The sequence below is a fragment of the Pseudomonas sp. TWI628 genome (assembly GCF_039673865.1).
Taxonomy (GTDB): Bacteria; Pseudomonadota; Gammaproteobacteria; order Pseudomonadales; family Pseudomonadaceae; genus Aquipseudomonas.
Map to the genome: position 1 here is coordinate 13,924 of NZ_JBDJMM010000009.1, position 26,018 is coordinate 39,941.

At 65.4% G+C, this 26,018-nt stretch carries 17 protein-coding genes; all 17 read left to right on the top strand.

Annotated elements, in window-relative coordinates; genetic code table 11:
• The first annotated feature begins 19 nt into the window (after positions 1–19).
• The 17 genes from tssE to ABE528_RS08865 all read left to right on the top strand — a co-directional run bounded on the left by tssE (position 20) and on the right by ABE528_RS08865 (position 25,986).
• Positions 20–502, top strand: coding sequence for a type VI secretion system baseplate subunit TssE (tssE, locus tag ABE528_RS08785; protein ID WP_110638565.1), 483 nt, complete (start codon positions 20–22; stop codon positions 500–502).
• Positions 502–2,322: a type VI secretion system baseplate subunit TssF gene (gene tssF / locus ABE528_RS08790; RefSeq protein WP_152954916.1), complete on the top strand. Its 1,821-nt coding sequence runs from the start codon at positions 502–504 to the stop codon at positions 2,320–2,322. The genes tssE and tssF overlap by 1 nt, the downstream gene beginning before the upstream one ends.
• The gene (tssG, locus tag ABE528_RS08795) at positions 2,286–3,356 is read left to right on the top strand and encodes a type VI secretion system baseplate subunit TssG (protein WP_346652694.1); all 1,071 of its coding nucleotides are present in this window, start codon (positions 2,286–2,288) and stop codon (positions 3,354–3,356) included. The genes tssF and tssG overlap by 37 nt, the downstream gene beginning before the upstream one ends.
• Positions 3,353–5,950 (top strand): type VI secretion system ATPase TssH, encoded by a 2,598-nt coding sequence (gene tssH / locus ABE528_RS08800; protein WP_346652695.1) that lies wholly within the window; start codon positions 3,353–3,355, stop codon positions 5,948–5,950. Before tssG ends, tssH begins: the two co-directional genes overlap by 4 nt.
• A 24-nt stretch (positions 5,951–5,974) precedes the next feature.
• Positions 5,975–6,697 carry a type VI secretion system lipoprotein TssJ gene (tssJ, locus tag ABE528_RS08805; RefSeq protein ID WP_346652696.1) on the top strand — a complete coding sequence of 241 codons (723 nt, stop codon included), beginning with the start codon at positions 5,975–5,977 and terminating at the stop codon, positions 6,695–6,697.
• The gene (gene tssK / locus ABE528_RS08810) at positions 6,694–8,037 is read left to right on the top strand and encodes a type VI secretion system baseplate subunit TssK (RefSeq protein WP_152954920.1); all 1,344 of its coding nucleotides are present in this window, start codon (positions 6,694–6,696) and stop codon (positions 8,035–8,037) included. The genes tssJ and tssK overlap by 4 nt, the downstream gene beginning before the upstream one ends.
• Entirely contained in the window at positions 8,034–8,750 is a 717-nt protein-coding gene (gene icmH, locus ABE528_RS08815; RefSeq protein ID WP_346652697.1) for a type IVB secretion system protein IcmH/DotU, read from the top strand. Before tssK ends, icmH begins: the two co-directional genes overlap by 4 nt.
• A gap of 30 nt (positions 8,751–8,780) precedes the next feature.
• Positions 8,781–12,581, top strand: coding sequence for a type VI secretion protein IcmF/TssM N-terminal domain-containing protein (locus tag ABE528_RS08820; protein ID WP_346652698.1), 3,801 nt, complete (start codon positions 8,781–8,783; stop codon positions 12,579–12,581).
• The gene (gene tagF, locus ABE528_RS08825) at positions 12,578–13,486 is read left to right on the top strand and encodes a type VI secretion system-associated protein TagF (protein ID WP_346652699.1); all 909 of its coding nucleotides are present in this window, start codon (positions 12,578–12,580) and stop codon (positions 13,484–13,486) included. The genes ABE528_RS08820 and tagF overlap by 4 nt, the downstream gene beginning before the upstream one ends.
• The gene (tssM, locus tag ABE528_RS08830; protein WP_152954924.1) at positions 13,483–15,975 is read left to right on the top strand and encodes a type VI secretion system membrane subunit TssM; all 2,493 of its coding nucleotides are present in this window, start codon (positions 13,483–13,485) and stop codon (positions 15,973–15,975) included. The genes tagF and tssM overlap by 4 nt, the downstream gene beginning before the upstream one ends.
• A 144-nt stretch (positions 15,976–16,119) precedes the next feature.
• Positions 16,120–16,638 (top strand): type VI secretion system tube protein Hcp, encoded by a 519-nt coding sequence (locus ABE528_RS08835; protein ID WP_085679560.1) that lies wholly within the window; start codon positions 16,120–16,122, stop codon positions 16,636–16,638.
• Between the two features lie 93 nt (positions 16,639–16,731).
• Positions 16,732–17,829 (top strand): type VI secretion system protein TssA, encoded by a 1,098-nt coding sequence (gene tssA, locus ABE528_RS08840; RefSeq protein WP_152954925.1) that lies wholly within the window; start codon positions 16,732–16,734, stop codon positions 17,827–17,829.
• Positions 17,830–17,917: 88 nt separating this feature from the next.
• Entirely contained in the window at positions 17,918–20,425 is a 2,508-nt protein-coding gene (gene uvrA, locus ABE528_RS08845; protein WP_346652700.1) for an excinuclease ABC subunit UvrA, read from the top strand.
• Positions 20,426–20,607: 182 nt separating this feature from the next.
• Positions 20,608–22,362, top strand: coding sequence for an L-lactate permease (locus ABE528_RS08850; RefSeq protein ID WP_346652701.1), 1,755 nt, complete (start codon positions 20,608–20,610; stop codon positions 22,360–22,362).
• An 88-nt stretch (positions 22,363–22,450) separates the two neighbouring features.
• Positions 22,451–24,100, top strand: a complete 1,650-nt coding sequence (locus tag ABE528_RS08855) for an MFS transporter (RefSeq protein WP_152954928.1) — start codon at positions 22,451–22,453, stop codon at positions 24,098–24,100.
• Positions 24,097–25,239 carry an HlyD family secretion protein gene (locus ABE528_RS08860; protein WP_346652702.1) on the top strand — a complete coding sequence of 381 codons (1,143 nt, stop codon included), beginning with the start codon at positions 24,097–24,099 and terminating at the stop codon, positions 25,237–25,239. Before ABE528_RS08855 ends, ABE528_RS08860 begins: the two co-directional genes overlap by 4 nt.
• A 114-nt stretch (positions 25,240–25,353) precedes the next feature.
• Positions 25,354–25,986 (top strand): hypothetical protein, encoded by a 633-nt coding sequence (locus ABE528_RS08865; protein WP_346652703.1) that lies wholly within the window; start codon positions 25,354–25,356, stop codon positions 25,984–25,986.
• The last annotated feature ends 32 nt before the right edge of the window (positions 25,987–26,018 follow it).

Consider the following 26,018-nt stretch of genomic DNA (forward strand, 5'->3'; position numbering starts at 1 on the left):
CTGTGTACAGGGATGACACATGAGTAACCAGGCCCGCCTGCTGCCCTCGCTGCTCGACCGACTGCTGGACGACCGTCCCTACCAGTCGGCCGAAGCGGCCGCGCAGCGCACCTGTTCGCTGGCCGAGTACAAGGCGAGCATCGTCCGCGACCTCGAGGTGCTGGTGAATACCCGCCAGTCCCTGGTCGCCGAGGAGCTCGACGGCTTCAGCCAGCTCGGTGGTTCCATCCTTGAATACGGCATGCCCGACTTCATCAGCCGCAGCGTGCTCGACCCCCATGATCGCCGGCTCATCCAGCAACAGCTGGAGCGGGCGATCAGCACCGGCGACCGGCGTTTTCGCCGGGTGCGGGTGCAGCTGCTGGCCCAGGAGAACGGCCACCGCATGTTGACCTTCCGCGTGGACGCCGTGCTGCGTCTGCAGGACATCAGCCGCCAGGTGTCGTTCGACGCCGTGCTGCAGGTCAACACCCAGGAATACAAAGTGCAGAACCTCAACTGATGCTCGACGAACTGCTGCCCTACTACGAAAAGGAACTGTCGCACCTGCGCTTCCTCGGCCAGGAGTTTGCCGCGCAGTACCCGAAGATTGCTTCGCGGCTGCTGATCGAGGGCGACAACTGCGAAGACCCGCACACCGAGCGCCTGATCGAGGCGTTCTCTTTCCTGTCTGCGCGGGTGCACAAGAAGCTCGATGACGAGTTTCCGGAAATCGTCGAATCCTTCCTTGAGGTGCTGTACCCGCACTACCTGCGCCCTACCCCGTCGATGTCGATCGCCGAGCTGAGCCTGGGCAAGCACGAGAAGGTCACCGAAGCCTACCGCGTGGCGCGCCACACCGAGATGCATGCCAATGCCGTGGAAGGTGTGGTGTGCAAGTTCCGCACCTGCTACCCGGTGGAGCTGTGGCCGATCAGCGTGCAACAGGCGTCGTTCGCGGAAATGGAACGTTCGGCCTTCAACGGCCACAGCGCCGACCTGGTGGCTCGCCTGCGCATCCGCCTGCAAGCCACCAGCGATGTGCTGTTCGGCCAGCTGGAAATCGATACCTTGCGGTTTTTCCTCGACGGTGAAGCGACGCTGATGCTGCAGCTGTACGAGCTGCTGTTCAACAACCTGGCCAAAGCCACCCTGAGCTTCCAGGACGAAGGCCGCAGCCGCGAAGTCGCGCTGCCGGCCACCGCCCTGAAGGCCGTCGGCTATGCCCGTGACGAAGGCCTGGTGGACTACTCCGAGCGCTCGTTCCTGGGCTATCGCCTGCTGCACGAGTACTTCACCTTCCCCGACAAATTCATGTTCTTCGACCTCAGTGGCTTTGCCCGCATCCTGCAGGGCAAGGCGATCGAGCAGGTCGAGATCAACTTCTACTTCTCCGACTACGACCTCAGCGAGCGCCTGGCGCGGCTGGCCCAGAACATCGGGCGCAACAACTTCAAGCTCAACTGCACGCCGATCATCAACCTGTTCCGCCAGCAGGCCGAGCCGATCAAGCTGACCCACACCCAGCACGAATACCCGGTCACCCCCGACACCCGGCTGCATAATGCCGCCGAAGTGGTGTCGATCGACCGCGTGCGCCGGGTGCGCAAGCTTGGTGGCATCGACCAGGTTGCCACCTGCCAACCGTTCTTCGAGCCGCGTGGCGAGCAAGACCCGCACACCAGCTTCTGGATCGCTCGCCGGCGCAACCAGGGTGATGCCACGGCCATGAGCATCCGCGTGGTCGACCGCGACCTGGAACTGATCGATGGCAGCAGCGACACCCTGAGCATCGGCCTGACCTGCAGCAACCGCGATGTGCCATTGATGCTGCCATTCGGTGGCGAGCGTGGCGACTTCATCATCCCGGCCAACTCGGTGATCAAGGACATCCGCTGCCTGCGCAAACCCACCGCCACCGTGCGTGTGCCGCTGGGCAAGGGCCTGATCTGGCGGCTGATCGCGCACCTGTCGCTGAACCACCTGTCGCTGGTCAGCCAGGGCCGCGAAGTGCTGCTCGAACTGCTGTCGCTGTACAACTACCGCAACGTCTCGGCCATTCGCAAACAGATCAACGGCATCAAGGCCATCAGCAGCGAGCCGGTGGTCGCACGCATCGGCCACCCACGGCCGAACTTCGTCCGCGGGGTAGGCATCACCCTGACCCTCGACGAAAGCCAGTTCACCGGCAGCGGCGTGTTCCTGTTCGGCATGGTGCTGGACCACTTCTTCGGCCAGTACTGCTCGATGAACAGCTTCACCCGACTCAGCCTGCGCTCCCAACAACGAGAAAAGAGAATCGTCCAATGGCCAGCACGCACTGGCGATCAGCCCCTGGTCTGATCGATCAGGCCCGAGCCGAGCCGCACCGATTCGAATTCTTTCAATTGGTGCGCCTGCTCCGCCTGCACTACAGCCGTACCGGGCGCATGGACCTGGCGACCCGGCCGCACGAAGACCCGCTGCGTTTTCGCACCCAGTTGTCGCTGGCGTTCCCGGCCAGCGAGGTCAGCGACCTGCACTTCGAGCGCGAAGGCAAGGTGTCCACGGCCGGCCTGCCGCTGTCGGAGGTGCAGGTCACCTTCATGGGCCTGGTCGGGCCATCCGGCGTGCTGCCGCGCCCGTACACCGAGCTGCTGCTCGAACGCCACGTGCAGTACCGCGACGATGCCGCCCATGCGTTTCTCGACATCTTCTCGCACCGCATGACCACGCTGTTCTACGAGGCCTGGCAGAAGTACAAATTCCATATCGAGCATGAGCGCAATGGCACCTCGGGCTTTGATGGCTACCTGCTCAACCTGGTCGGCCTGGGCCCGCGCGCGCAAAAGCTCAAGTTCGAAGAACAGCCGTCAGCGCTGCGCCGCGAACTGTTCAGCTACTTTGCCGGGCTGCTCAGCCAGAAGCCGCGCAACGCGCTCAACCTTGAAGTGATGCTCGGCTTCTATTTCTCGCTGCCGATCAAGGTCAAGCAGTTCGCCGGGCGCTGGCTGAACCTTGAGCCCGAGCAATGCACCCAGCTGGGGCGCAAGAACGCGCAACTGGGCCACAGTGCCGTCGCCGGCAAGCGGGTCTGGGACTACCAGTCGTGCATCCGCATCGAACTGGACCCGCTGAGCCTGGCCGATTACCAGCGCTTCCAGCCGGGCACCGCGTGCTACCGCAAGCTGGTCGAACTGGTGCGCTTCTATATAGGTGCCGAGCTGGACTTCGAAATTGCCCCGCGCCTCAAGCGCGAGGCCGTACCACGCGCCCAGCTGGGCCGCAGCGGCAATGTCGCGCTGGGCTGGCTGGGCTGGCTCAAACGCCCTGGCCGTGACGCGGAGCCTTCGCGTTGCGCCGTTTTCCACATTCCTTACGATGGGGTCGCCTTGTGAACCTGAAGTCTCTGTTCGCCAAGCTCAACGAAACCAGCCGCACGGCCACTGAAAGCGCGGCGGCCCTGTGCCTGTCGGAGCACCACTACGACGTCGAGGTGGAGCACCTGCTGCTGCAGCTGCTCGACAACGGTGACAGCGACCTGACGCCGATCCTGCGCCACTACGACGTGGTCGCCGAGCGCCTGCAGGCGCAGCTGGTCACCGCCCTTGGTACCTTCAAGAAAGGCAACACCCGCACCCCGGCGCTGTCGCCGCACATCACCCGCATGATCGAGCAGGCCTGGCTGCTGGCCTCGATCGAATACGGCGTCGGCCAGGTGCGCAGCGGCCACCTGCTGCAAGCCCTGCTCGACGACGCCGAACTGCGCCGCGTGGTGGTCGCGTCGGCAGCGGAGCTGGAGAAGATCAACGCCGACGACCTGCGCCTGAACCTCGCCGCCCTGGTCGAAGGCAGCGCCGAATCGAAGCAGGCCAGCGCCCTGGCCAGCCCGGCAGCAGCAGTCGCCGGCACCGCCAAGGCCGGCGGCAAGACCCCGGCGCTGGACCAGTACACCGTCAACCTCACCCAGAGTGCCCGCGAAGGCCGCATCGACCCGGTGCTGGGCCGCGAGTTCGAGGTGCGGCAGATGGTCGACATCCTTACCCGCCGCCGGCAGAACAACCCCATCCTCACCGGTGAAGCCGGTGTCGGCAAAACCGCCGTGGTCGAAGGCCTGGCCCTGCGCATCGCCCAGGGCGATGTGCCAGCAGTGCTCAAGGGCGTTGCCCTGCACACCCTCGACCTGGGCCTGCTGCAGGCCGGTGCCGGGGTCAAGGGCGAGTTCGAGAACCGCCTCAAGGCCGTGATCGAAGAGGTCAAGCGCAGCCTGCACCCGATCATCCTGTTCATCGACGAAGCCCACACCCTGATCGGCTCTGGCGGCCAGGCCGGGCAGAACGATGCCGCCAACCTGCTCAAGCCGGCCCTGGCCCGTGGCGAGCTGCGCACCATCGCCGCCACCACCTGGGCCGAATACAAGAAGTACTTCGAGAAAGACGCCGCCCTCGCCCGCCGCTTCCAGGTGGTCAAGGTCGAAGAGCCTGACGAAGACAAGGCCATCCACATGCTCCGTGGCCTGCTCGGCAAAATGCGCGAGCACCACAAGGTAGCCGTAATGGACGAAGCCTTGGTGCAGGCGGTGCGCCTGTCCAACCGCTACATCACCGGCCGCCAGCTGCCCGACAAGGCCGTCAGCGTGCTCGACACTGCCTGCGCGCGCATCGCCCTGGCGCAATCGTCACAGCCCGGTGCCCTGGAAGACTGCCGCCGGCAGATCGACAACCTGCAGGCCGAAATCGCCGTGCTCGGCCACGAAGCCGGCAAGGGTCACGACCACGCCCGTCGCCTCGGCGAGCTGCAGGCTGCCCTGCAGGCCGAGCAGCAGCAGGAGCAACAACTGAACGAGCAGTGGCAGCAAGAGCTGGCGTTGGTCGAACAGCTCAAGGCGCTGGACGCCACCAACGACGCCGATGCCACGCAGCTCAACTCCCTGCGCGCCGAACTTGCCCGGGTGCAAGGCGACCAGCCACTGGTCCACGCGCTGGTCGACAGCGGTGCCATCGCCCAGGTCATCAGCGGCTGGACCGGCATCCCGCTGGGCAAGATGCTGCGTGACGAAATCGACACCGTGCAGCGCCTGCCGGCCCTGCTCGGCGAGCGCGTGCTGGGCCAGGACCACGCCCTGCACGAGATCGGCAAGCGCATCAAGATTTCCCGTGCGCGCATGGAAGACCCGAACAAGCCGATCGGCGTGTTCCTGCTGCTCGGCCCCAGCGGCGTCGGCAAGACCGAAACCGCACTGGCCCTGGCCGACACCCTGTACGGCGGTGAGCGCAACCTGATCACCATCAACATGTCCGAGTACCAGGAGGCGCACACCGTGTCGAGCCTCAAGGGCTCGCCCCCCGGCTACGTCGGCTACGGCGAAGGCGGTGTGTTGACCGAAGCCGTGCGCCGCAAGCCGTACAGCGTGGTGTTGCTCGACGAGGTGGAAAAGGCCCACCCCGACGTGCTCGAACTGTTCTTCCAGGTGTTCGACAAGGGCGTGCTGGACGACGGCGAAGGCCGCGAGATCAACTTCCGCAACACGGTGATCATCCTCACCTCCAACACCGGCACCGAGCGCATCATGCAGACCTGCCTCAATGCCAGCGAACTACCGACGCCGCAAGCCATCGTCGACGGCCTGCGCGTAGAGCTCAACCAGGTGTTCAAACCGGCCTTCCTCGGCCGCCTGAGCATCGTGCCGTTCTACCCGGTGCAGGACCAGATCCTCGAGCGCATCGTCGCCCTCAAGCTGGAACGCATCGCCAAGCGCTTCGCCCGCAACCACCAGGCCGAGCTGAGCTACGACCAGGCGCTGGTCAAGGCCATCGCCGCGCGCTGCACCGAGGTCGACAGCGGAGCGCGCAACATCGACAACATCTTGTCCCAGACCCTGATGCCCGAACTCGCCCAGCGCGTGCTCGAGCGCATGGCCCAGGACGCGCCGATCGAGCGTCTGACCATCGAGCTGGGCAGCGATGGCGATTTCGCCTATCGCCTGGCCTGACCCGTACAAGGAGGTTTAGCCGTCATGCAACACAAGCACACCGCCCTCAAGCGCCTGACCACCGCCGCCCTGCTGCTGGCGCTGGCTGGCTGCGGGGTCACCGACCGCATCGGCAAGCGCATGGACGACAGCTGGGCGGCCGACATGCTGGCCGACAGCGAGAAGGTCATCCTGACCTCCGACGGCGGCAACCAGCTCAACCCTGACGCCGAAGGCAAACCGCTGTCGGTGGTGATGCGCGTGTACCAGCTGACCGACCTCGAACGCTTCGCCGCGACGGATGCCGAGACCCTCTGGGACACCCCGGAAAAAGCCCTCGGCAACACCTTGGTGGAAGCCCGCGAGATCACCCTGCTGCCGGGCATCGGCCAGATCGACCAGTGGCCGTTGGCCAAGAGCGCGCGCTACGTGGGTGTGGCGGCGTTCTTCCGTGACGAACAGGACGCACGCTGGAAGGTCGCCTTCGACGCCAACTCGCTGCGCAAGGACGGCATCTGGTTCTCTTCCGACGGCCTGCGGGTGCTGGTGGACAAGACCGAAATCAGCGCCATGCGCGGCGTCGACGTGCTGAACAAGCCGCCGACCGCCGACCAACTGGCGGCCGCGCAGAAGGCCAAGGAGGCCACACCGACCCTCACCGACAAGGTGCAGGACGCGATGCTCGACAAGGCCACCGATGTTGCCGGCCAGTCGGCACAGAACGCCGCAGATAAAACCCTCAACTCTTTAGTGGATAGCGTCAAATGAGCAAGCAGAGCCGGGTGATGTGGTCGGAAGGCATGTTCCTGCTGCCCCAGCACTTCCAGTACCAGGATGAGTTCCACCAGCACCAGCTGGCCGAAGCGACCCTGCGCAGTTCTCCATTCCATTGGGGCGTGCAGGCACTGCAGGTGGACGAGGATGCCTTGGCCAATGGTTCGCTGCAGCTCAAGCGCCTGAAGCTGGTGTTCCCTGACGGCAGCCTGTACGACGCACCGCAGCACGACCCGCTGCCGGCCGCGCGCGACCTCAAGGACCTGCTCAAGGCCAACGAGCTGAAGGTCTATGCCGCGCTCAAGCTGCCCGAGCCGTTCGGCCTCAACTACGTCGAGGACGGCCACGAGCACAAGGCCGCCCGGCGTTTTCGCAAGCAGTTCGATACCCTGCCCGACCTCAACGAAGGCGAGCTGGAAAACGAGATCACCAGCCTGCGCCTGAACGTGGTGCTGCTGGTCGACGGTGACAGCCTCGACGGCTACAGCCACTGCCCGCTGGCCAAGCTGACGCGCAACAGCATGGGCGGCTTCAACCTCGACCCGCATTTCGTCCACCCGACCCTGCACCTGGGCAACCACGAGACCCTGGCCGGCATCGGCAAGCGTCTGCTTGGCGCGCTGCAGGCCAAGAGCAAGGCGCTGTCAGGCCGGCGCCGTGAACGCGCCGACCAGATCGCCGAGTTCGGCTCCAGCGACGTCACCCTGTTCTGGCTGCTGAACACGGTCAACCGCGCCCACCCGCAGCTGGCCCACCTGCTGGCCCACCCGCGCCTGCACCCGGAGCGCCTGTACCTGTTCCTCGCCGACCTGGCCGGTGGCCTGCTGACCTTTACCCTGGACACCCAGCTCAGCGACCTCCCCGAGTACGACCACCACGACCCGGCGGCATCGCTGGTCAAGCTCGACGAGATGATCCGGGTGATGCTCGACAACGTCGTGCCCAACCAGTGCATCGTCATCAACCTCACCCAGACCAAACCGTCGTACTGGCAGGGCCAGCTGCGCGACCCGCGCCTGGTCGAGGCCGACTTCTATGTCTCGGTACAGGCCGACATGCCCGGTGCCAGCCTGCTGGAACTGGTGCCGCGGGCGTTCAAGGTCGGTTCGCCGGAAGACATCGAAGTGGTGGTCAACAGCGCCATGCCCGGCGTCACCCTCAACCACGCCGCGCGGCTGCCCAACGCGATCCCGGTGCGCCTGGACAACCAGTACTTCGCCATCGAGCCGCACGGCCATGTGTATGAGCGAATGATGAATGCCCAGACCGTGTGCTTCTACGCGCCCAGCGCCTTTACCAACCTCAAGCTTGAACTGATGGCGGTGCTCAAATGACCGAAGCCGTACTGCAACAAGGCGCCGTCGCGGCCGCCAGCGAAAAACCGACGCTCAAGGACCTGGTCCAGGACTTCATCAGCATGGCGCTGATCGTGCGCCGTGGCCGCCAGGTCACCTCGGTGCAGGCCTTCGAAGGCAGCGTCGAGCGCTTCTTCGCCAACCTCGAACGCGATGCCCGCGCCGCCAACTACAGCGTCGAGCAGGTCAAGGACACCCAGTACGCGCTGTGCGCATTCCTCGACGAAAGCGTACTGCGCGCCAGTGACAACGAGCTGCGCCGGCACTTCGAGCTGCAACCGTTGCAGTTCCGCTACTTCGGCGTGCACCTGGCCGGTGAAGGCTTCTTCGAGAAAATCGAGGCGCTGCGCGCCGACGTCAAGCAGAACATCGACGTGCTCGAGGTCTATCACCTGTGCCTGGCCCTGGGTTTCGAAGGCAAGTTCAGCATCGGCCCGAAAGACCAGCTGCGCTACCTGGCCAACACCCTCGGCCAGGACATCGCCCGCTACCGCAAGGCGCCAAAGGCCCTGTCGCCGGACTGGGCGCTGCCCGACCAGGTGTCGCAGATGCTGCGCCACGAAGTGCCGTTGTGGGTGTACCTGGCGCTGATCGCGCTGGTCTGCGTCGCCGTGTACCTGACGCTCGGCTGGTTGCTGGACAAGGACGTTGCCGCCCTTTCCGAACAAATCCTCCAGCTGTTCAGTGCCTGAGCACACCTCAGGTAGCCGAGTCAGGAAGACATGAAAACATTACTGCGTCTGTTGAAAAGTTTCTGGATTCTCCTGCCACTGCTGTGGCTGGCGAGCTTGTTGATCTGCTGGCTGGCCGCGCCGTTGTTGCCGTGGCTGCGTCATCACGTGCCCGAAGCGCTGGCGATCATCAGCGCCTGCTTCTTGCTGGTGATCGTGCTGCGCCAGTACCAGCGCATTCGCGCCGAGCACAACCTCGAGAACATGCTGCAGATCGAGGTCGACCGCTCGTGGAATTCCACCGGCGAATTCCGTGACCAGCAGGTGCTGCGCGAGCGCCTCAAGCACGCCATCGCCATGTTGCGCACCGACCGCTCGGCCGGCGGTGGCGGCAAGGCGGCGCTGTCCGACCTGCCGTGGTACCTGGTGCTTGGCATGTCGGCTGCCGGCAAGACCTCGCTGCTGACCCATTCGGGCCTTTCGGCCAGCATCGCCACGGCCAACGACAGCGAAAGCGGCACTCAGCACTGCGACTGGTACTTCAGCCCTGAAGCGGTGATGATCGACACCGCCGGCCGCTACCTGCGCGACGACCAGTCGGCCAGCGAGTTTTCCGCCTTCCTGCGCATGCTGCGCAAGCAGCGCGGCAAGGCGGCGATCAACGGCCTGGTGCTGGTGGTCAGCCTGCCCGAGCTGCTCGCCGCCAACAGTGAAGATCGCAACGCCCTGGCCGCCCAGTTGGTGGCGCGGGTGGAAGAGTACGCGGATTGCCTGGACGCCAACCCACCGATCTATCTGATGCTGAGCAAGACCGACCAGCTGCCTGGCTTCAACCAGGCCTTCGACGGCCTAGACCTGCACGAGCGCCAGCAACCACTGGGCATGACTTTCGGCCTCTCGGAAATCCGCAGCAATGGCCTGCATGCCGTGCTGCAAACGCGCCTGAAAAACCTCCAGGGCCATGTTCGCCAGCACGTCGACGCGCAGATGATCGCCCTCGGCTCGGAGGCCGACAGCACCCTGCTGAACTTCCCGCAGTACTTCGCTGCCCTCAGCGGTGTGCTCGAGCAGTTCCTCGAACACTTCACCCGTGGCCACCGCGGCGGCGCCCCGCTGCTGCTGCGCGGCCTGTACTTCACCAGCGCACTGCAGACCGACCAGCAGCTGGGGCAGGTCTACGAAGATGCCATCGCCGACGAGTTCGCCCTGAAAGCCGCCTACGATGACGGCACTGCAAACGCCGGCAAGGCCGCGGGCAACCGCAGCTACTTCATCACCGACACCTTCCGCCGGGTGATCTTCCCCGACCGAGACCTGACCCTGTTCCAGTCGCGCATGGGCCGCCAGGCCGGCTTCAGCCCGCTGCTGCTGGGCCTGGCGGCTGCCACTGGCGTGCTGTTCATCGGCTGGCAAGCGTTGTCGTTCGCCAACAACCGCCAGTGGCTGGAAAGCCTGCGCGGGCAACTGGCGCAGATCGAGCAGGCAGAAGACCGCGAGCAGCTACTGGCTGCCGGCAAGGGCCTGGAAGTGCTGCGTGAACAGATGGCCGCCGTCGAGGCCCATCGCCTGCAGGGCGTGCCGTTGCAACTGAGTGCCGGCCTGTACCACGGCGAGGCCATCCACCAGGTGACCCGCACCGCCTACCTGGCACAACTGCGCAGCCAGGCGCTGGAGCCGATCGCCCGCAGCCTGCAAGTGCAGATGCGCGCGTTCAATACCTTCGCCAGCAGCATCAACCAGGAACTGGAATTCACCCCGGCGCCGCCGAAGAAGCGCAATGGCAAGCCTTTGGCACCGGCTGTTGCCGCCAAGGCTCAGGCTGCGTTGAGCAATACCCGCATGGGTGGCTATGCCGCCAAAGTCAACCTGGCCACCGCCAGCGATGCCGCCGACCTGTCGGCCACCACCGGTGGCCTGTCATTGTCCGAGGAAATGCTCGGGCGCCTCGACGAGCAACAGGTGGCGTCGATCATCGATGCCTACAACACCCTCAAGCTGTACCTGCTGCTGACCGAACCCCAGGCCCATCCGGACGCCGCCTTCGTCGCCGCCAGCCTGCCCCAGGCCTGGGCCAGCGCCGCAGGTGAAGGCACCTTGGCCGATGCCGGCGTGATCGACGAGAACGCCCCGCTGTATGTGCAGCTGCTGGAACAGGGCCAGGCACCGTCGTTGCCACGCAATGAGCAACTGATCAACGAAACCCGGGAAAACCTCAAGTCGTTCATGATCTCCAGCTCCCTGGTCGATCGCGAATACCTGCGCCTGCAGCTCGAGTCGAGCCGCCAGTTCCCGGCGCTGAGCCTCAACGACCTGGTGCCGCAACCGGGCCGCGCCTTGCTGTACGGCTCCGCTGGCGTCCCGGCGATCTATACCCGCCAGGGCTGGGACACCTTCGTCAAGCCCGAGCTGATCAAGCTGGTGTCGGGTAACCTGCGCAACGAGTCGGACTGGGTGCTGGACGGCGAAGGCGGCGATGCCATCGTGCAGAAGGCCAACTTCGTCCGCGAGTTCATGACCCGCTACAAGCGCGACTACACCCAGGCCTGGTACAAGATGGTCAGCAGCGTCGGCGTGCGCCACTTCGCCGACCTGGCTTCGGCCACCGAGCAGCTGGGCCTGCTCAGCGACGTGCAGAATTCACCAGTGAAGAACCTGCTGGCGGCGGTCAACGACAACACCCAGTGGGACCTGCCGCTCAAGCACGCCATCCCGACCCCGGGTGCTGCCCGCGAAGACGGCTTCTGGAGCAAGGTCAGCGGCCTGCTCGACAACCAGGACGCCCTGCCCGTGAGCGTCGCTCCGGCCCTGCCGGCGGTCGATGACGGTAGCCTGGCCAAGCGTTTCGAACCGGTGGCACGAGTGTTTGCCGAGAACAACGCCGAAGGCGCCGACAGCACCATCATGGACCGCTACCTGGCGGCGCTGCGCAAGCTCAAGGTGCGCATGAACAACATCCAGCGCTCGCAGGATGTCGGCAAGAGCAGCAAGCAGCTGATCAGCGAAACCCTGGAAGGCCAGCCGAGCGAAGTCACCACCGTGCGCAACTACGTGGAAAGCAGCGTCGACACCAGCCAGGACGGCCTGTCGCGCTCACTGCAGGGGCTGTTCAGCCTGCCGATCCAATACGCCTGGGCGACCCTGCGCGACCCGGCCGGCCAGCAAATCGCCAAGGCCTGGGCACAGCAGATCGCCAAGCCGTGGGAGCAGGTCATGGCGCACCGCTACCCGATTGCTGGCGGCAGCCGCAACGAAGCTTCGGTGAAAGACCTGCAGCGCTTCGTCGACCCCGACAGCGGCCTGCTGCCGGCCTTCAAGCGCAACGAAATCGGCAACCTGGCCGGCGGTGAAGGCCTGGGGGCTGGCGACGGCAAGGGGCCGGCGCTGGTCAACCCGGGCATGCTCAACAGCATCGACAAGGCCAGCTCCGTAGGCCAGGTGATCGCCAGCCTGTCGGACCGTGACAACGGCTTCGAGATCATGCTGGAACCTTCGGCCAACTTCACCGACATCGTGTTCACCCTCGATGGCCAGGAGCAGCACTACCGCAACGGCCGCAGCAGCTGGAACCGCTTCGCCTGGCCAGGCACCAGCAATGCCCCGGGCGCTCGCCTGGACGTGGTCACCCTGAGCGGCGCACGGGTCACCGTGTTCGACTTCCCGGGGCGCTGGGGCCTGCTGCGCATGAACGAAAGCGCCCGGGTCGAGGACCTCGACGGTATCCAGCAGCGCTTCAGCTGGAACACCGCCAACGGCCGCGTGAGCCTGGTGGTGCGCAACTTCGGTGGGGTCAAGCTGACCGACCTGGGTGACGTCAAGGCGCTCAGCGCCCTCAACGGCAGGGGCGCGCAATGATCGGTTGCTTCGGCAAGTTGCCGTCGAGCGCGGACTTCGTCAGCCTGCATGGCGCGGCGGAAGAGGTCTGCGAGTTCGACGCCTGGCTGCAGTCTTCACTGGCGGCCATGCGCCACCGCGAAGACTGGCAGGCGTTGTTCGACGCATTGCCGATGTGTTTCTTCAATTACCGTGCGCGCAATGGCAACTGGCTGCTTGGTGGCCTGCTCAGCTCGCGTGACGCCAGCCAGCGGCGCTACCCGTTCTTCATCTTCCAGCTGCTCAAGGGCGAGGAAGGTACAGCGCTGCTCAACCCGTTCACCCTCGGTGAGCTGTTCAGCGCGCAGATCAAGCCGTTGCTGCACCAGGCGGTGCAAGGCGCCGACCGCACCAGCCTGTTCGAACGGATCAAGGCCCTGCGCCCGTTGCAGGCCCAGGACCTCGACCTGTTCCGCCGGGTGCACGCCAAGTTCCTCCACGACTATAGCTTTGCCGATGTCGCCCGTGCCCTGCAGGGCTCCTGGCCAAGCTTCGACAGTGCCACTGCGCTGGCGCGGCTACAGGCCAGCCGGGCCACGCTGCACGGCGACTTCGATGGCGGCATCGAACTACCGCTGCCGGCCGAACGCGGCCTGAAAAACCCCACGGCCGACCTCTGGCTGACCTGGCTGACACGCATGAGCGGGTACCCGAGCATGCCGGCGGCAAGCCTGCTGGCCGACGACTTCATGCACCCGCGGCTGTACTGCTTCCCGTCGCGCCACGCCAGCAGCGCGTATCGCCTGCTCAGCGGCTGCGCCGCCCCGCATCAGCACCTGGCGCTGCTCGGCCCGCTGACGGCGGCGCCGCGCCAACACGACTACGACCGACCTCTTGAACACGTCATCGACCAGTTCGTCGATGCGCCGGATGCGACGCCTGTATGAACAAGATCAAGTACTACTGCCTGCGTTACCAACCCTACCTGCTGGGGGTCGCATTCTTCCTCGGGATCTTCCTGGTCTGGGCCATCGGCCGCGCCCTGGGCTTCGCTTCGCTGCACAGCCTGCTGGCAGGTATCGGCGTGTTCCTGCTGCTGTCGGCAGGCTATGTACTGCTGCTGTACCGGGGGGCCGGCCAGCACCACAACCTCGAAGGGCTGCTGCGTGACGACGCCGACCAGGCCGTGCTCAACGCCACCCCGGCCGACCGAGAGGAAATCAGCCTGCTGCGCGAGCGCCTGCTGCAGAGCATCGAGCGCCTGCACAGCAACAAGCCGCGTGGCAGCAGCGCCAAGGATGCGCTGTACGCCCTGCCCTGGTACCTGGTGATCGGCCAGCCGGCGGCAGGCAAAAGCACCATGATCCTGCAATCGGGCCTGAACTTCCCCTATGCCGAACGCGAAGGCGCACGGGTCTCGGGCCTGGGCGGCACGCGTAATTGCGACTGGTTCTTCAGCTCCGAAGCGGTACTGCTGGACACCGCCGGGCGTTACATGAACAGCCCCGAAGAAGCCGGCAAGTGGCGCGGCTTCCTGCAACTGCTGCGTCAACATCGCCAACGCCGCCCGCTCAATGGCCTGATCGTCAGCGTCAGCATCGCCGACATCTTGCACGGTTCGGCCGAAGACCAGGAGCGCGTGGCCAAACGCCTGCGCGAGCGCATCCAGGAAAGCTGCGCGTTGCTGGAAGTGCGCCTGCCGATCTACCTGGTGTTCACCAAGTGCGACCTGATACCCGGCTTCACCCCGTTCTACCGCCAGCTGGACGATACCGCACGCGGCGAGGTGATGGGCAAGACCTTCTCGCACAAGGGCTACGAGCAGGCCGACTGGGGCCAGCGCTTCGGCAAGGCGATGGACGAGCTGACCGGCTACTGGCAGCACGTGGCGAGCCAGCAGCTGGTGCAACAGGACATCCAGGTGACCCGGCAGAACGATGCCGCCTACCGCTTCCCGCTGGAGCTGGCGGCGCTCAAGCCGCGCCTGCAACAGTTCGTCGACAGCCTGCTGCGAGCCAACCCTTACCAGAATGCGCAAATGCTCCGTGGCTTCTATTTCACTGCCGCGCTGGAGGCTGACGAAGCCCAATGGGGTAGCCACGGCCAGCATGTGGCCGAGCGTTTCGCCCTGGAACATGACGCAGACGCCGCCGGTACTGGCAGCCACCCCGCGCCACTGTTCATCAACAGCCTGTTCCGCAAGGTGATCATCCCCGACCAGCATCTGGTGGCGCTGTACACCAGCAACCATCGCGAGCGCCGGCGCAAGGCTGCCTGGGTGGGCGCTGCCAGCCTGGCGGGGCTGGTGCTGTGCAGCCTGTGGGGCTGGTCGTACCTGAACAACCGCGCCACGTTGGCCAGCATCTCCACCGAACTGGCCCAGGCCAAGGCCGAAGACAAGAACGCCAGCGGCCAGTACACCGCCTGGCGCAGCCTCGACCGCCTGCGCTTCTGGACGGCGCACTACTACCAGCAGCACCACGAACAGGGCGTGCCACTGGGCATGCGCCTGGGCCTCTACCAAGGCCACGAGGTGGAGCCGATGTTGCGCACACGCTACTTCGCCACCCTGCAGAACGTGATGCTCAAGCCCACGGCCGACAACCTGACCCGCACCCTGTACCTGCTGACCACGCTCAAGGTCTACCAGCGCAACGCCCGTGAGCTGCAGCCGGTGAGCGGCGTCGACAGCGTCCAGGCCGAAGCCCTGCCCCATGACAACCGCGCCCAGTCGATCGCCGACTTCGGCAAGGCGACCCTGGACACTTACGTGATGCTGTCGCCGGCCCAGCGCGAGAAAGCCGACCCGGCCTTCCTCAAGGCGCGCCTGCCGGACTACTGGTACCCGGCCATCGCCCGCCAGACCGGCAAGAGCATGGCGGCGGCCAGCAGCGAAGGCGGCAACCAGGACTACCTGTACGCCAGCCGCCAGATCACCTTCTACAGCGACCAGATCCGTGAACCGGACGTGCCACGCATCCTCGACAACGCGTTCCTGATGTCCAGTTCGCGCAACTACATCGACAGCCTGCGGGCCCAGTCGCTGCGCGCGATCGAGACCATCACGCTGGAGTCCGACACGCTGTTCGCCTTCGGTCGCGCCGACTTCCAGAGCCTGAAGAACGAAGGCCAGAACCAGCTGAGCGCGATCGCCAGCAAACTGCTGAACACGCCCAACATCGGCAAGATCGTCATCTCCGGTCACGCCGACCAGCTCGGCGACAGCCAGGGCAACCTGCAGGTATCGAAACAACGGGCGCAGACCATCCGCACCTACCTGGTCGGCAAGGGCGTGCCCGCCGAACTGGTGGTCGCCCAGGGCGAAGGCAGCCGCAAGCCGCTGGTCAACTGCGACCTGCAGCAACCTCGGGCGCAGCTGATCAAGTGCCTGGAGCCCAACCGCAGGGTGGAAATCGAAGTGCGCGGGCTCAACTGAGGCCGCGCCGCAAGAACCGGCCACCCGGGCCTCACAGGAGGAGGCCCGGAGGGCGGCAAGCTACCTCTGCCGACGTGTGCGGCGAGGTCAAAACCAAGGGGTGCATGAGCAGCCCTTCAAATGATGTTAATGGAGAGTTTCACAATGGCTTTTGACGCGTATATCCAAATCGACGGCATCCCAGGCGAAGTACTGGATGAAAAACACAAGGACTGGATCGAAGTGCTGGGCTACGAGTACGGCGCCACCCAGGCCACCTCGGCGACCGCAAGCTCCTCGGGCGGTGCGTCCTCCGAGCGTGTTGCCCTGAGCGACTTCAAGATCCGCAAGGCAGTCGACAAGGCTTCGGCCAAGCTGTTCGAACACTGCTGCACCGGCAAGCACATCGCCAAGCTGAAGCTGAACGTCAACCGTGCCGGTGGCGACAAGGTCACCTACCTGACCATCGACATGGAAGAAGTCGTGGTGTCGTCTGTCAAGTTCGTCGCCGGTGGCAACCAGGGCGGTGAAGACAAGGCCGTGAGCGACCTGCCGATCGAAGAGATCAGCTTCAACTTCGCCCGCATCAAGACCACCTACACCCAGCAGAACCGCACCGACGGCCAGGCTGGCGGCAACATCGTCGGTGGCTGGGACCGCACCGCGAACAAAGTGTTCGCCTAAGCAACTGCTTGTCCATGGGCCGCGCAGGCGGCCCATGTTCCACAGCGTGCCGGCTTGCCGGGACGCTGCTCCCTCCCCTGACCAGAGTGTTTTATGCCTGAAATCCTCAACGACCTATCGCTGGCCGAACTGGCCGCACCGATCGACGGTGGCAGTGGCGAAGACTTGAGCTTCTCTGCCTTGTTCGACCAGATCAAGGAGGCGCGCCGGGCAGACCCTGACTACCTGACCCAGGGCGACTGGCAGACCGACCTGAAAACCGCCGACTGGGAACAGGTCATCCAGCTGGCGGCCGAGGGGCTGGCAAAACAGAGCAAGGACCTGATGCTGGTCGCCTGGCTCAGCGAAGGCCTGGCCCAACGCGAACATTTCGAAGGCATCAGCTTCGGCCTGGAACTGACCGAACGCATCCTCGACACGTTCTGGGACAGCGTCTACCCGTCGCTCGAAGACGGCCTGGACGAGCGCGCCGCGCGCCTTTCCTGGCTCAAGACCACACTCACCGACATTGCCGGTGGCTTGCCCATTACCCAAGGGCAGCATTTCGGCGTGCTGCGCTATGACGAATCACGCCATGTAGAAAACCTCGCCTTGCAGAACCCCAAGGCGATGCAGACCGCACTGAACGAAGGCAAGATCAACGCCGAGATCTTCCAGCGTTCGGTAGCCCTCAGCGATACCGAACACCTGCGCGCCAAGGCCTTGCAGATTGCCGCCTGCCTGCAGGCCTGCAACCGCCTGCAGGCCAGTGCCGACCGTTTGTTCGGCCACGAAGCGCCAAGCTTTGCCAGCCTCGCCGACATGCTGTCGCGGGCCAGCCAGCTGGCCGAGAAACTGCTCAAGGACCGCGGCGTCGAACTGCACCCGGTGGCCGTGCCGGTAGCAGAACCCGTCGCCACCGTTGCCCCCTCCAGCGAAGCAGGTGAACCGATGAACACGCCCGTCCAGGCCACCGCGCCTGCGCCCATGCGCACCACGCCACTGACCCGCGACGAGGCCTTCACCATGCTCGCCGGCATCGCCCAGTTCTTCAAGCAGAGCGAACCGCAAAGCCCGGTGCCGTACCTGATCGAACGCGCCATCAAATGGGGCAACATGCCGCTGGAAGGCTGGCTGAGCGATGTGATCAAGGACAGCAACGTGGTCGACAACATCCGCGATGTGCTGGGTACCCGCGAGCCAAGGTCCTGACCTTGCGCCAGGCTCGCGGGCCTCTTCGCGGGCACAGAGCACATAAATACTGCTACCTTGAGCACTCTTCCCTGCCAAGGACCGCCTCATGACGCACACTCCCCCAGGCTTCATCCGCGTCCGCGGCGCCCGCGAGCACAACCTCAAGAACATCGACGTCGATATCCCCCGCGACGCGCTGGTGGTGTTCACCGGCGTGTCCGGCTCGGGCAAGTCCTCGCTGGCCTTCTCCACCCTCTACGCCGAAGCCCAGCGCCGCTACTTCGAATCGGTCGCCCCCTATGCCCGGCGCTTGATCGACCAGGTCGGCGTGCCGGACGTCGATGCCATCGAAGGCCTGCCCCCGGCCGTGGCCCTGCAGCAGCAGCGCGGCACGCCCAGCGCGCGCTCGTCGGTGGGCAGCGTCACCACCCTGTCCAGCTCGATCCGCATGCTCTACTCGCGCGCCGGCAGCTACCCGGCCGGGCAGCCGATGCTGTACGCCGAGGACTTCTCGCCCAACACCCCACAAGGCGCCTGCCCGGAGTGCCATGGGCTGGGGCGGGTCTATGAGGTGACCGAGGCGACCATGGTCCCCGACCCGTCGCTGACCATCCGCGAACGTGCCGTGGCAGCATGGCCGATGGCCTGGCAGGGGCAGAACCTGCGCGACATCCTGGTGACCTTGGGCTATGACGTCGATATTCCCTGGCGCGACCTGCCGCAAAAACAGCGCGACTGGATTCTCTACACCGAAGAAACCCCCACCGTGCCGGTATACGCCGGCCTCACGCCGGCACAGACCCGCGCCGCGCTCAAGCGCAAGCTCGAACCGAGCTATCAGGGCACCTTCAGCGGTGCCCGGCGCTACGTGCTGCATACCTTCATGCACTCGCAGAGCGCACAGATGCGCAAGCGCGTGTCGCAATACATGCGCCCCAGCCCGTGCCCACTGTGCCAGGGCAAGCGGCTCAAACGTGCGGCGCTGGAGGTGACCTTCGCCGGCCGCGACATCGGCGAGCTGTCGCGGCTGCCGTTGCAGGGGCTGGCCGAGGTGTTCCGCCAGGTCGCAGCGCCAGGTTACCTGGAGCAGCACGACGACAACCTGACCCTGGAAAAGCGCCTGGCCGCACAACGCATCGCCAACGAACTGCTGGAGCGCATCGACACCCTGATCGACCTGGGCCTGGGTTACCTGGCGCTGGAGCGCAGCACACCGACGCTGTCGTTTGGCGAGCTGCAACGGCTGCGCCTGGCCACCCAGCTCAATTCGCAGCTGTTCGGCGTGATCTACGTGCTCGACGAGCCTTCCGCCGGCCTGCACCCGGCCGACAGCGAAGCGCTGTTCGAGGCCTTGCAGCGGCTCAAGCAGGCCGGCAACTCGGTGTACGTGGTGGAGCACGACCTGGATACCATGCGTCGCGCCGACTGGTTGGTGGACGTGGGCCCTGCTGCCGGCGAGCACGGCGGGCAAGTCCTCTACAGTGGTCCACCAAGCGGCTTGGCGCAGGTCGAGGCCTCGCGCACCGCCGCCTACCTGTTCGCCGAGCAGCAGCGTCATGCGCGCACGCCACGACAGCCGCACGACTGGCTGGCGCTGGAAGGCATCACTCGCAACAACCTCGACAACCTCAGCAGCCGTTTCCCGCTGGGTTGCTTCACGTCGGTCACCGGCATTTCCGGTTCGGGCAAGTCAAGCCTGGTCAGCCAGGCCCTGCTGGAGCTGGTCGGCGCTCACCTCGGTCATGCCGAGCAAAAGGCCGAAGCTGAAGAGCAAAGCCTTGAAGATGAACCCGAGCAGTTCAGCGCCGGGCGTGTCACCGCCGGGCTCGACAGCATCAAGCGGCTGGTGCAGGTGGACCAGAAGCCGATCGGCCGCACGCCGCGCTCCAACCTCGCCACCTACACCGGGCTGTTCGACCATGTGCGCAAGCTGTTCGCCGCCACCGAACAGGCCAAGGCACGTGGTTTCGATGCCGGGCGTTTCTCGTTCAACGTAGCCAAGGGCCGTTGCGAAAATTGCGAGGGCGAAGGCTTCGTCAGCGTCGAACTGCTGTTCATGCCCAGCGTCTACGCGCCCTGCCCGACCTGCCACGGCGCACGTTACAACCCCGAGACCCTGGCGGTGAGCTGGCAGGGCATGAACATCGCCCAGGTGCTGCAACTGACGGTCGAGCAGGCGCTTGAGGTGTTCGCCGAGCAGCCAGCGGCGCGGCGTTGCCTGCAGGTGCTGCAGGATATCGGCCTGGGCTACCTGCGCCTGGGGCAGCCGGCTACCGAACTTTCCGGCGGCGAGGCGCAGCGGATCAAGCTGGCCACCGAGCTGCAACGGGTGGCCCGTGGCGCGACCTTGTACGTGCTGGACGAGCCTACCAACGGGCTGCATCCGCAGGATATCGACCGCTTGCTGGTGCAGCTCAATCGGCTGGTCGAGGCCGGGCACAGTGTGGTGGTGGTCGAGCATGACATGCGCGTGGTGGCGCAGAGTGACTGGGTGATCGACATCGGGCCGGGGGCTGGGGATGCTGGCGGTCGAGTGGTGGTCAGTGGTACCCCGCAGGTGGTGGCTGGGTGTGGGGACAGTCGTACTGCCGAGTTTCTTGCCCGGGCCTTGTAGCGCCTGTGCTGGCCCTTCGCGGCTGAAGCCGCTCCTACAGGGATTTGCATTACCTGTAGGAGCGGCTTCAGCCGCGAAGGGCCGGTGCAGGTAAAACAATCCTTCCTATACTCTCCTTGGCATCTTGCGTGCCGACTGCCCAAAAATCGCAATACCTCACATAACAACAACCGAGGTGGCAAATGGTCTGGCAGCAAATCTACGATCCGTTCGCAAGCCCCGTGCTCTCCACGCTGATGGCCGCCGTACCGGTGGTGGTGATGCTGGCGGCGCTGGCCTTCTTTCACATCAAAGCGCACATCGCCGCCCTGCTCGCCCTGGGCTCGGCGCTGCTGATCTCGATCTTTGCCTTCGGCATGCCGGCCAACATGGCAGGCTCGGCGGCGTTGTACGGCGCGGCCAACGGCCTGCTGCCGATCGGCTGGATCGTGCTCAACATCATCTTCCTGCACCGGCTGACCACCGAGAACGGCTCGTTCAAGGTGCTGCAGGACTCACTGGCACGCATCACCGACGACCGCCGCCTGCAGCTGCTGCTGATCGCCTTCTGCTTCGGTGCCTTCTTCGAGGGCGCGGCGGGCTTCGGTACGCCAGTGGCGGTAACCGGGGCGATCCTCATCGGCCTGGGCTTCTCGCCACTGGCCGCTTCCGGGCTGGCGCTGATCGCCAACACGGCGCCGGTGGCGTTCGGCGCATTGGGCACGCCGATCATCACCCTGGCCAAGGTCACCGGGCTGGATGAAATGGAGCTGTCGGCGATGGTCGGCCGGCAACTGCCGTTCTTTTCGGTGATCGTGCCGTTCTGGCTGATCTGGGCCTTTGCCGGCTGGCGCAAGATGCTCGAAGTGTGGCCGGCGATCCTGGTAGCCGGGGTCACGTTCGCGGTGCCGCAGTTCCTGGTGTCGAACTTCCACGGGCCGATGCTGGTGGACGTGATCGCCGCGCTGATCTCCATGGCCTGCCTGACCGGCTTCCTGCGGGTGTGGAAGCCGGCCACCGTGCACACCTCGGCGGCGCTCACCGGGCGGGTGGACGACTCCAAGGTCGAGGACGACGGCAAGGCCGGCACCGCTGCCACCTTTACCCAGAGCGACCAGCGCAGCGTGTTCAAGGCCTGGTTGCCATGGATCATCCTGACCGTGTTCGTGTTCGCCTGGGGCACGGCGGGCTTCAAGAACCTGTTCGACACCCGCCCGGCGCTCGACCCGGCCAGTGGCGCGGCGATGCTCGACCCGCAGGGCAAGCCGCTGCGTGAAGGCAACCCGGTGTTTGCCCCGGTGTTCACCTTCGACTCGATCCACCAGCAGATCGAGAAAGTGCCGCCCGTGGTGCCCGCACCGAAGAAAGAAGATGCCCAGTACAAGTTCACCTGGTTCACCGCCACTGGCAGCGGCATCTTCCTCGCGGCCATCCTCGGCGGGCTGCTGATGGGTTACTCGCCTCTGGAGCTTGGGCGGCAGTATTTACGCACGCTGTGGGTGGTGCGCTACTCGCTGATCACCATTGTCGCCATGCTGGCGTTGGGCTTTCTCACACGCTACTCGGGGCTGGACGCGACCATGGGTCTGGCATTTGCCGCCACGGGCATCTTCTACCCCATGTTCGGCACCCTGCTTGGCTGGCTAGGCGTGGCGCTGACCGGTTCGGACACGGCCTCCAACGTGCTGTTCGGCGGGTTGCAGCGGGTGACGGCGGAGCAGCTGGGGCTGAGCCCGGTGCTGATGGCGGCGGCCAACAGTTCGGGCGGGGTGATGGGCAAGATGGTCGACGCGCAGTCGATTGTCGTGGCCTCCACCGCAACCCGCTGGTACGGGCATGAGGGCGAGATTCTGCGTTATGTGTTCTTCCACTCGATCGTGCTGGCGGTGCTGGTGGGTTGCCTGGTGACCTTGCAGGCGTATGTGGCGCCGTTCACCGCCATGGTGGTGGGCCACTAGATTTTTTGCGGGGGCGGCCCGAGGCCGCTCCCACAAAAAGCGCGCGCGGCAGTGTCAAAGCCGCAGGCCCTGAAGTACAGTCAGCCCCATGGACAAATACACCCCGCGCCAGTGGCTCCCGCACGAGAAGCCCAGCCTCCCCGGCTCCCCTTCCACGCCCCTGCACACGCCGGCCAAGCGCCTGGCGTATGGCGTGGTCGGCCTGCTGGTGGCGATTACGGGCGGCCTGGGTAACGCACTGGTCACCGCCAACCTGGTGTTCCTGCAGGGCGCGCTGGGCGCGACCAGCGCCGAGATGGCCTGGTTGCCGGCGGCCTATGTGATGACCAACGTGTCGATCAACCTGCTGCTGGTCAAGTTCCGCCAGCAGTTCGGCCTGCGCGCTTTCACCGAGGTGTTCCTGGTGCTGTATGCCGTGGTCACTTTCGCCCACCTGCTGGTCAACGACCTCAACTCGGCCATCGCCGTGCGCGCGGCCCATGGCATGGTCGGCGCGGCGCTCAGTTCGCTGGGTCTGTACTACATGATCCAGGCGTTCCCCGAGCGCTGGCGCCTCAAGGCCATGGTGCTGGGCCTGGGTGCCTCGCAGCTGGCCCTGCCACTGGCGCGGATCTTCTCCGAGGACCTGCTGCAGATCGCCGAATGGCGCGGCCTGTACCTGTTCGAGCTGGGCCTGGCGCTGGCCGCGCTGGGCTGCGTACTGCTGCTCAAGCTGCCGCCCGGCGACCGCTTCAAGACCTTCGAACCGCTGGATTTCCTTACCTTCACCTTGATGGCCAGCGGCGTCGCCCTGCTCTGCGCCGCACTGTCACTCGGGCGTATCGACTGGTGGCTGGAGGCACCCTGGATCGGCGTCGCACTGGCCGCTTCGATCGCCTTGATCTTCACCGGCCTGGCGATCGAGCACAACCGCCAGAACCCGCTGCTGATGACGCGCTGGCTGGGCAGCGGCGCGATCATCCGCCTGGGCCTGTGCGTCATCCTGATCCGCATGGTCACCTCGGAGCAGTCCACCGGTGCGGTGGGCTTTCTGCAGGTGCTGAACATGGGCAGCGAACAGATGCGCTCGCTGTACTGGATCATGCTGCTCGGCGCCGTGGCGGGCCTTGCCACCAGCGCAATGACCATCGATCCCAAGCACCTGGTGATACCGCTGTTCATCTCGCTGCTGGCTATGGCTACCGGGGCGTTCATGGACAGCAGTTCGAGCAACCTCACACGCCCGGCACAGATGTACCTCAGCCAGTTCCTGCTGGCTTTCGGCAGCACCTTCTTCCTCGGCCCGTCGATGGCCCTGGGCATCAGCCACGTGCGCGCCAACCCGCGCAACCTGGTGAGTTTCTCGGTGCTGTTCGGCATCTGCAACAACCTCGGCGGGCTGATCGGCGCGGCGTTGCTGGGCACCTTCCAGACCTGGCGCGAGAAGTTCCACTCCAGCCACCTGATCGACCGCCTCAGCTACCTCGAACCGCTGGTCAACGCCCGCGTGCAAAGCGGCGGCTCCGGTTACGCCGGGATCCTCGCCGACCCGGCGCTGCGCAGCGAGGCCGGCCTGCGCGTATTGGCCAGCGCCGCCACCCGCGAGGCCAACGTGATGGCCTACAACGACGTGTTCGTGCTGATCGGCAGCATCGCCGTGCTGACCATGATCTGGATTACCCTTCGCGGCTCCTGGCTGTGGTATGTCGCCCGCCAGGCTGCTTCATCCGACTCCACCAGCGGTACTGCCAACCGATGACCGAAGAAACCCGCACCACGACCACCACCGCCATCGCCGAAACCCCGGAAGGCAGCACGCCGCCCAGCGAACCGACCAGCCCGGTGCGCACGCGGCGGGTGCGCATCCTGTCCTCGATCAGCTTCGCCTGTGTGGCCCTGGCCGGCATCCTGCTGGTGCTCTATGCCTGGAACCTGCCGCCATTCAGCAGCGCCATCGAAAGCACCGAAAATGCCCTGGTGCGCGGCCAGGTGACGATTATCGGCCCACAGCTGAGCGGTTACATCGTCGACGTGCCGGTGCATGACTTCCAGTTCGTCAAGGCCGGCGACCTGCTGGTGCAGCTGGACGACCGCATCTACACGCAACGCCTGGCCCAGGCCGTCGCCCAGCTGCAACAGCAGCAAGCGGCGCTGGCCAACAACCTGCAGCAGCGCAACAGCGCCGAAGCCACCATCGCCCAGCGCCAGGCGGCGATCGGCGATGCCTCGGCCCAGGCGACCAAGGCCAAGGCCGACCTTAGCCGCAACCAGGCGCTGGTCAGCGATGGTTCGGTGTCGCGCAGCTCGCTGGACCTGGCCCGCGCCAGCGAGGCCGCTGCTGTCGCCAGCCTGGCCCAGGCCAGGGCCGCACTGGAAATCGCCCGCCAGGACCGCGAAACGGTGATCGTCAACCGCGCCTCGCTGGAGGCTTCGGTGGAGAACGCCAAGGCCGCCGTCGAGCTGGCCCGCATCGACCTCGACAACACCCGCGTCACCGCTCCGCGTGACGGCCAACTGGGGCAGATCGGCACGCGCCTGGGTGCCTACGTCAACTCGGGCGCGCAACTGATGGCGCTGGTGCCCGACACCCTGTGGGTGATCGCCAACATGAAGGAAACCCAGATGGCCGACGTGCGCATCGGTCAGCCGGTGACCTTCACCGTCGATGCCTTGAACCACCTCAAGCTGTATGGCCATGTGCAGCAGATCTCGCCGGCCACCGGCTCCGAATTCGCCCTGTTGCAGGCTGACAATGCCACGGGCAACTTCGTGAAGATTGCCCAGCGCATCCCGGTGCGCATCACCGTCGACCCCGATCAGCCCGATGCGGCGCGCTTGCGCCCGGGGATGTCGGTGGTGGTCAGCATCGATACCCGGGAGCCGCAAGGGCATCATTGACCGCCGCTATGTGAACCCTGTCCAGATGCCGTACTGCCACGATTGCGCCGCTCTAGGCCGTGGGTTTTAATGCCCGCGCACCGGTTTATCTTCGTAATCCAAGGACGCTTGATCATGTACAGGACGATCGTACCGTTGGCGCTGCTGGCCACCTTGGCCGGCTGCTCGGACACCAAGGACGCCAGCGAGGCCAATTTCCACAAGGCGGCCCAGGCCTACCTCGACACGCAGTATCCGCATTGCTTCGTGGTCACCGACTTCCCCACCAAGACCCAGGACTTCGACGTCACCGGCACCAACAAGGCGCTGCATGCCCTGGCCAGGGTCGGCATCGTCAGCGAGAAGGAAATCTCCCGGGTCGAAGTGCCGGAGCGCCTGTGGCAGCCGGCCCGCACCGATATCTACTACGCCTACGACCTCACCGATGAAGGTCGCAAGTACTACAAGGCGGGTGCCCAGAAGATGCTCAACGGCCAGACCCGCGGCGGGCTGTGTTTCGGCAAGGCCGAGGTGACGGCGATCGAGCAGTTCAGCGAGCCGGGCCAGATGATGGGGCGCACCGTTTCCGATGTGACCTATGCCTACAAGATCACCGGGTTGCCAGACTGGGCGGCGAATGACGAGGTCAGGGCCAATATCCGTGACCTGGGCAATGCAGTGGCGACCCATGAAACACCGGCCCGGGAAAAGCGGGTGATGGTACTGACCAACCTGGGTTGGGTGCACGAACGGCTGTTCGACCAATAGCCCTGCGTCGTCTCGTCGCAGGCCCTGGCCCC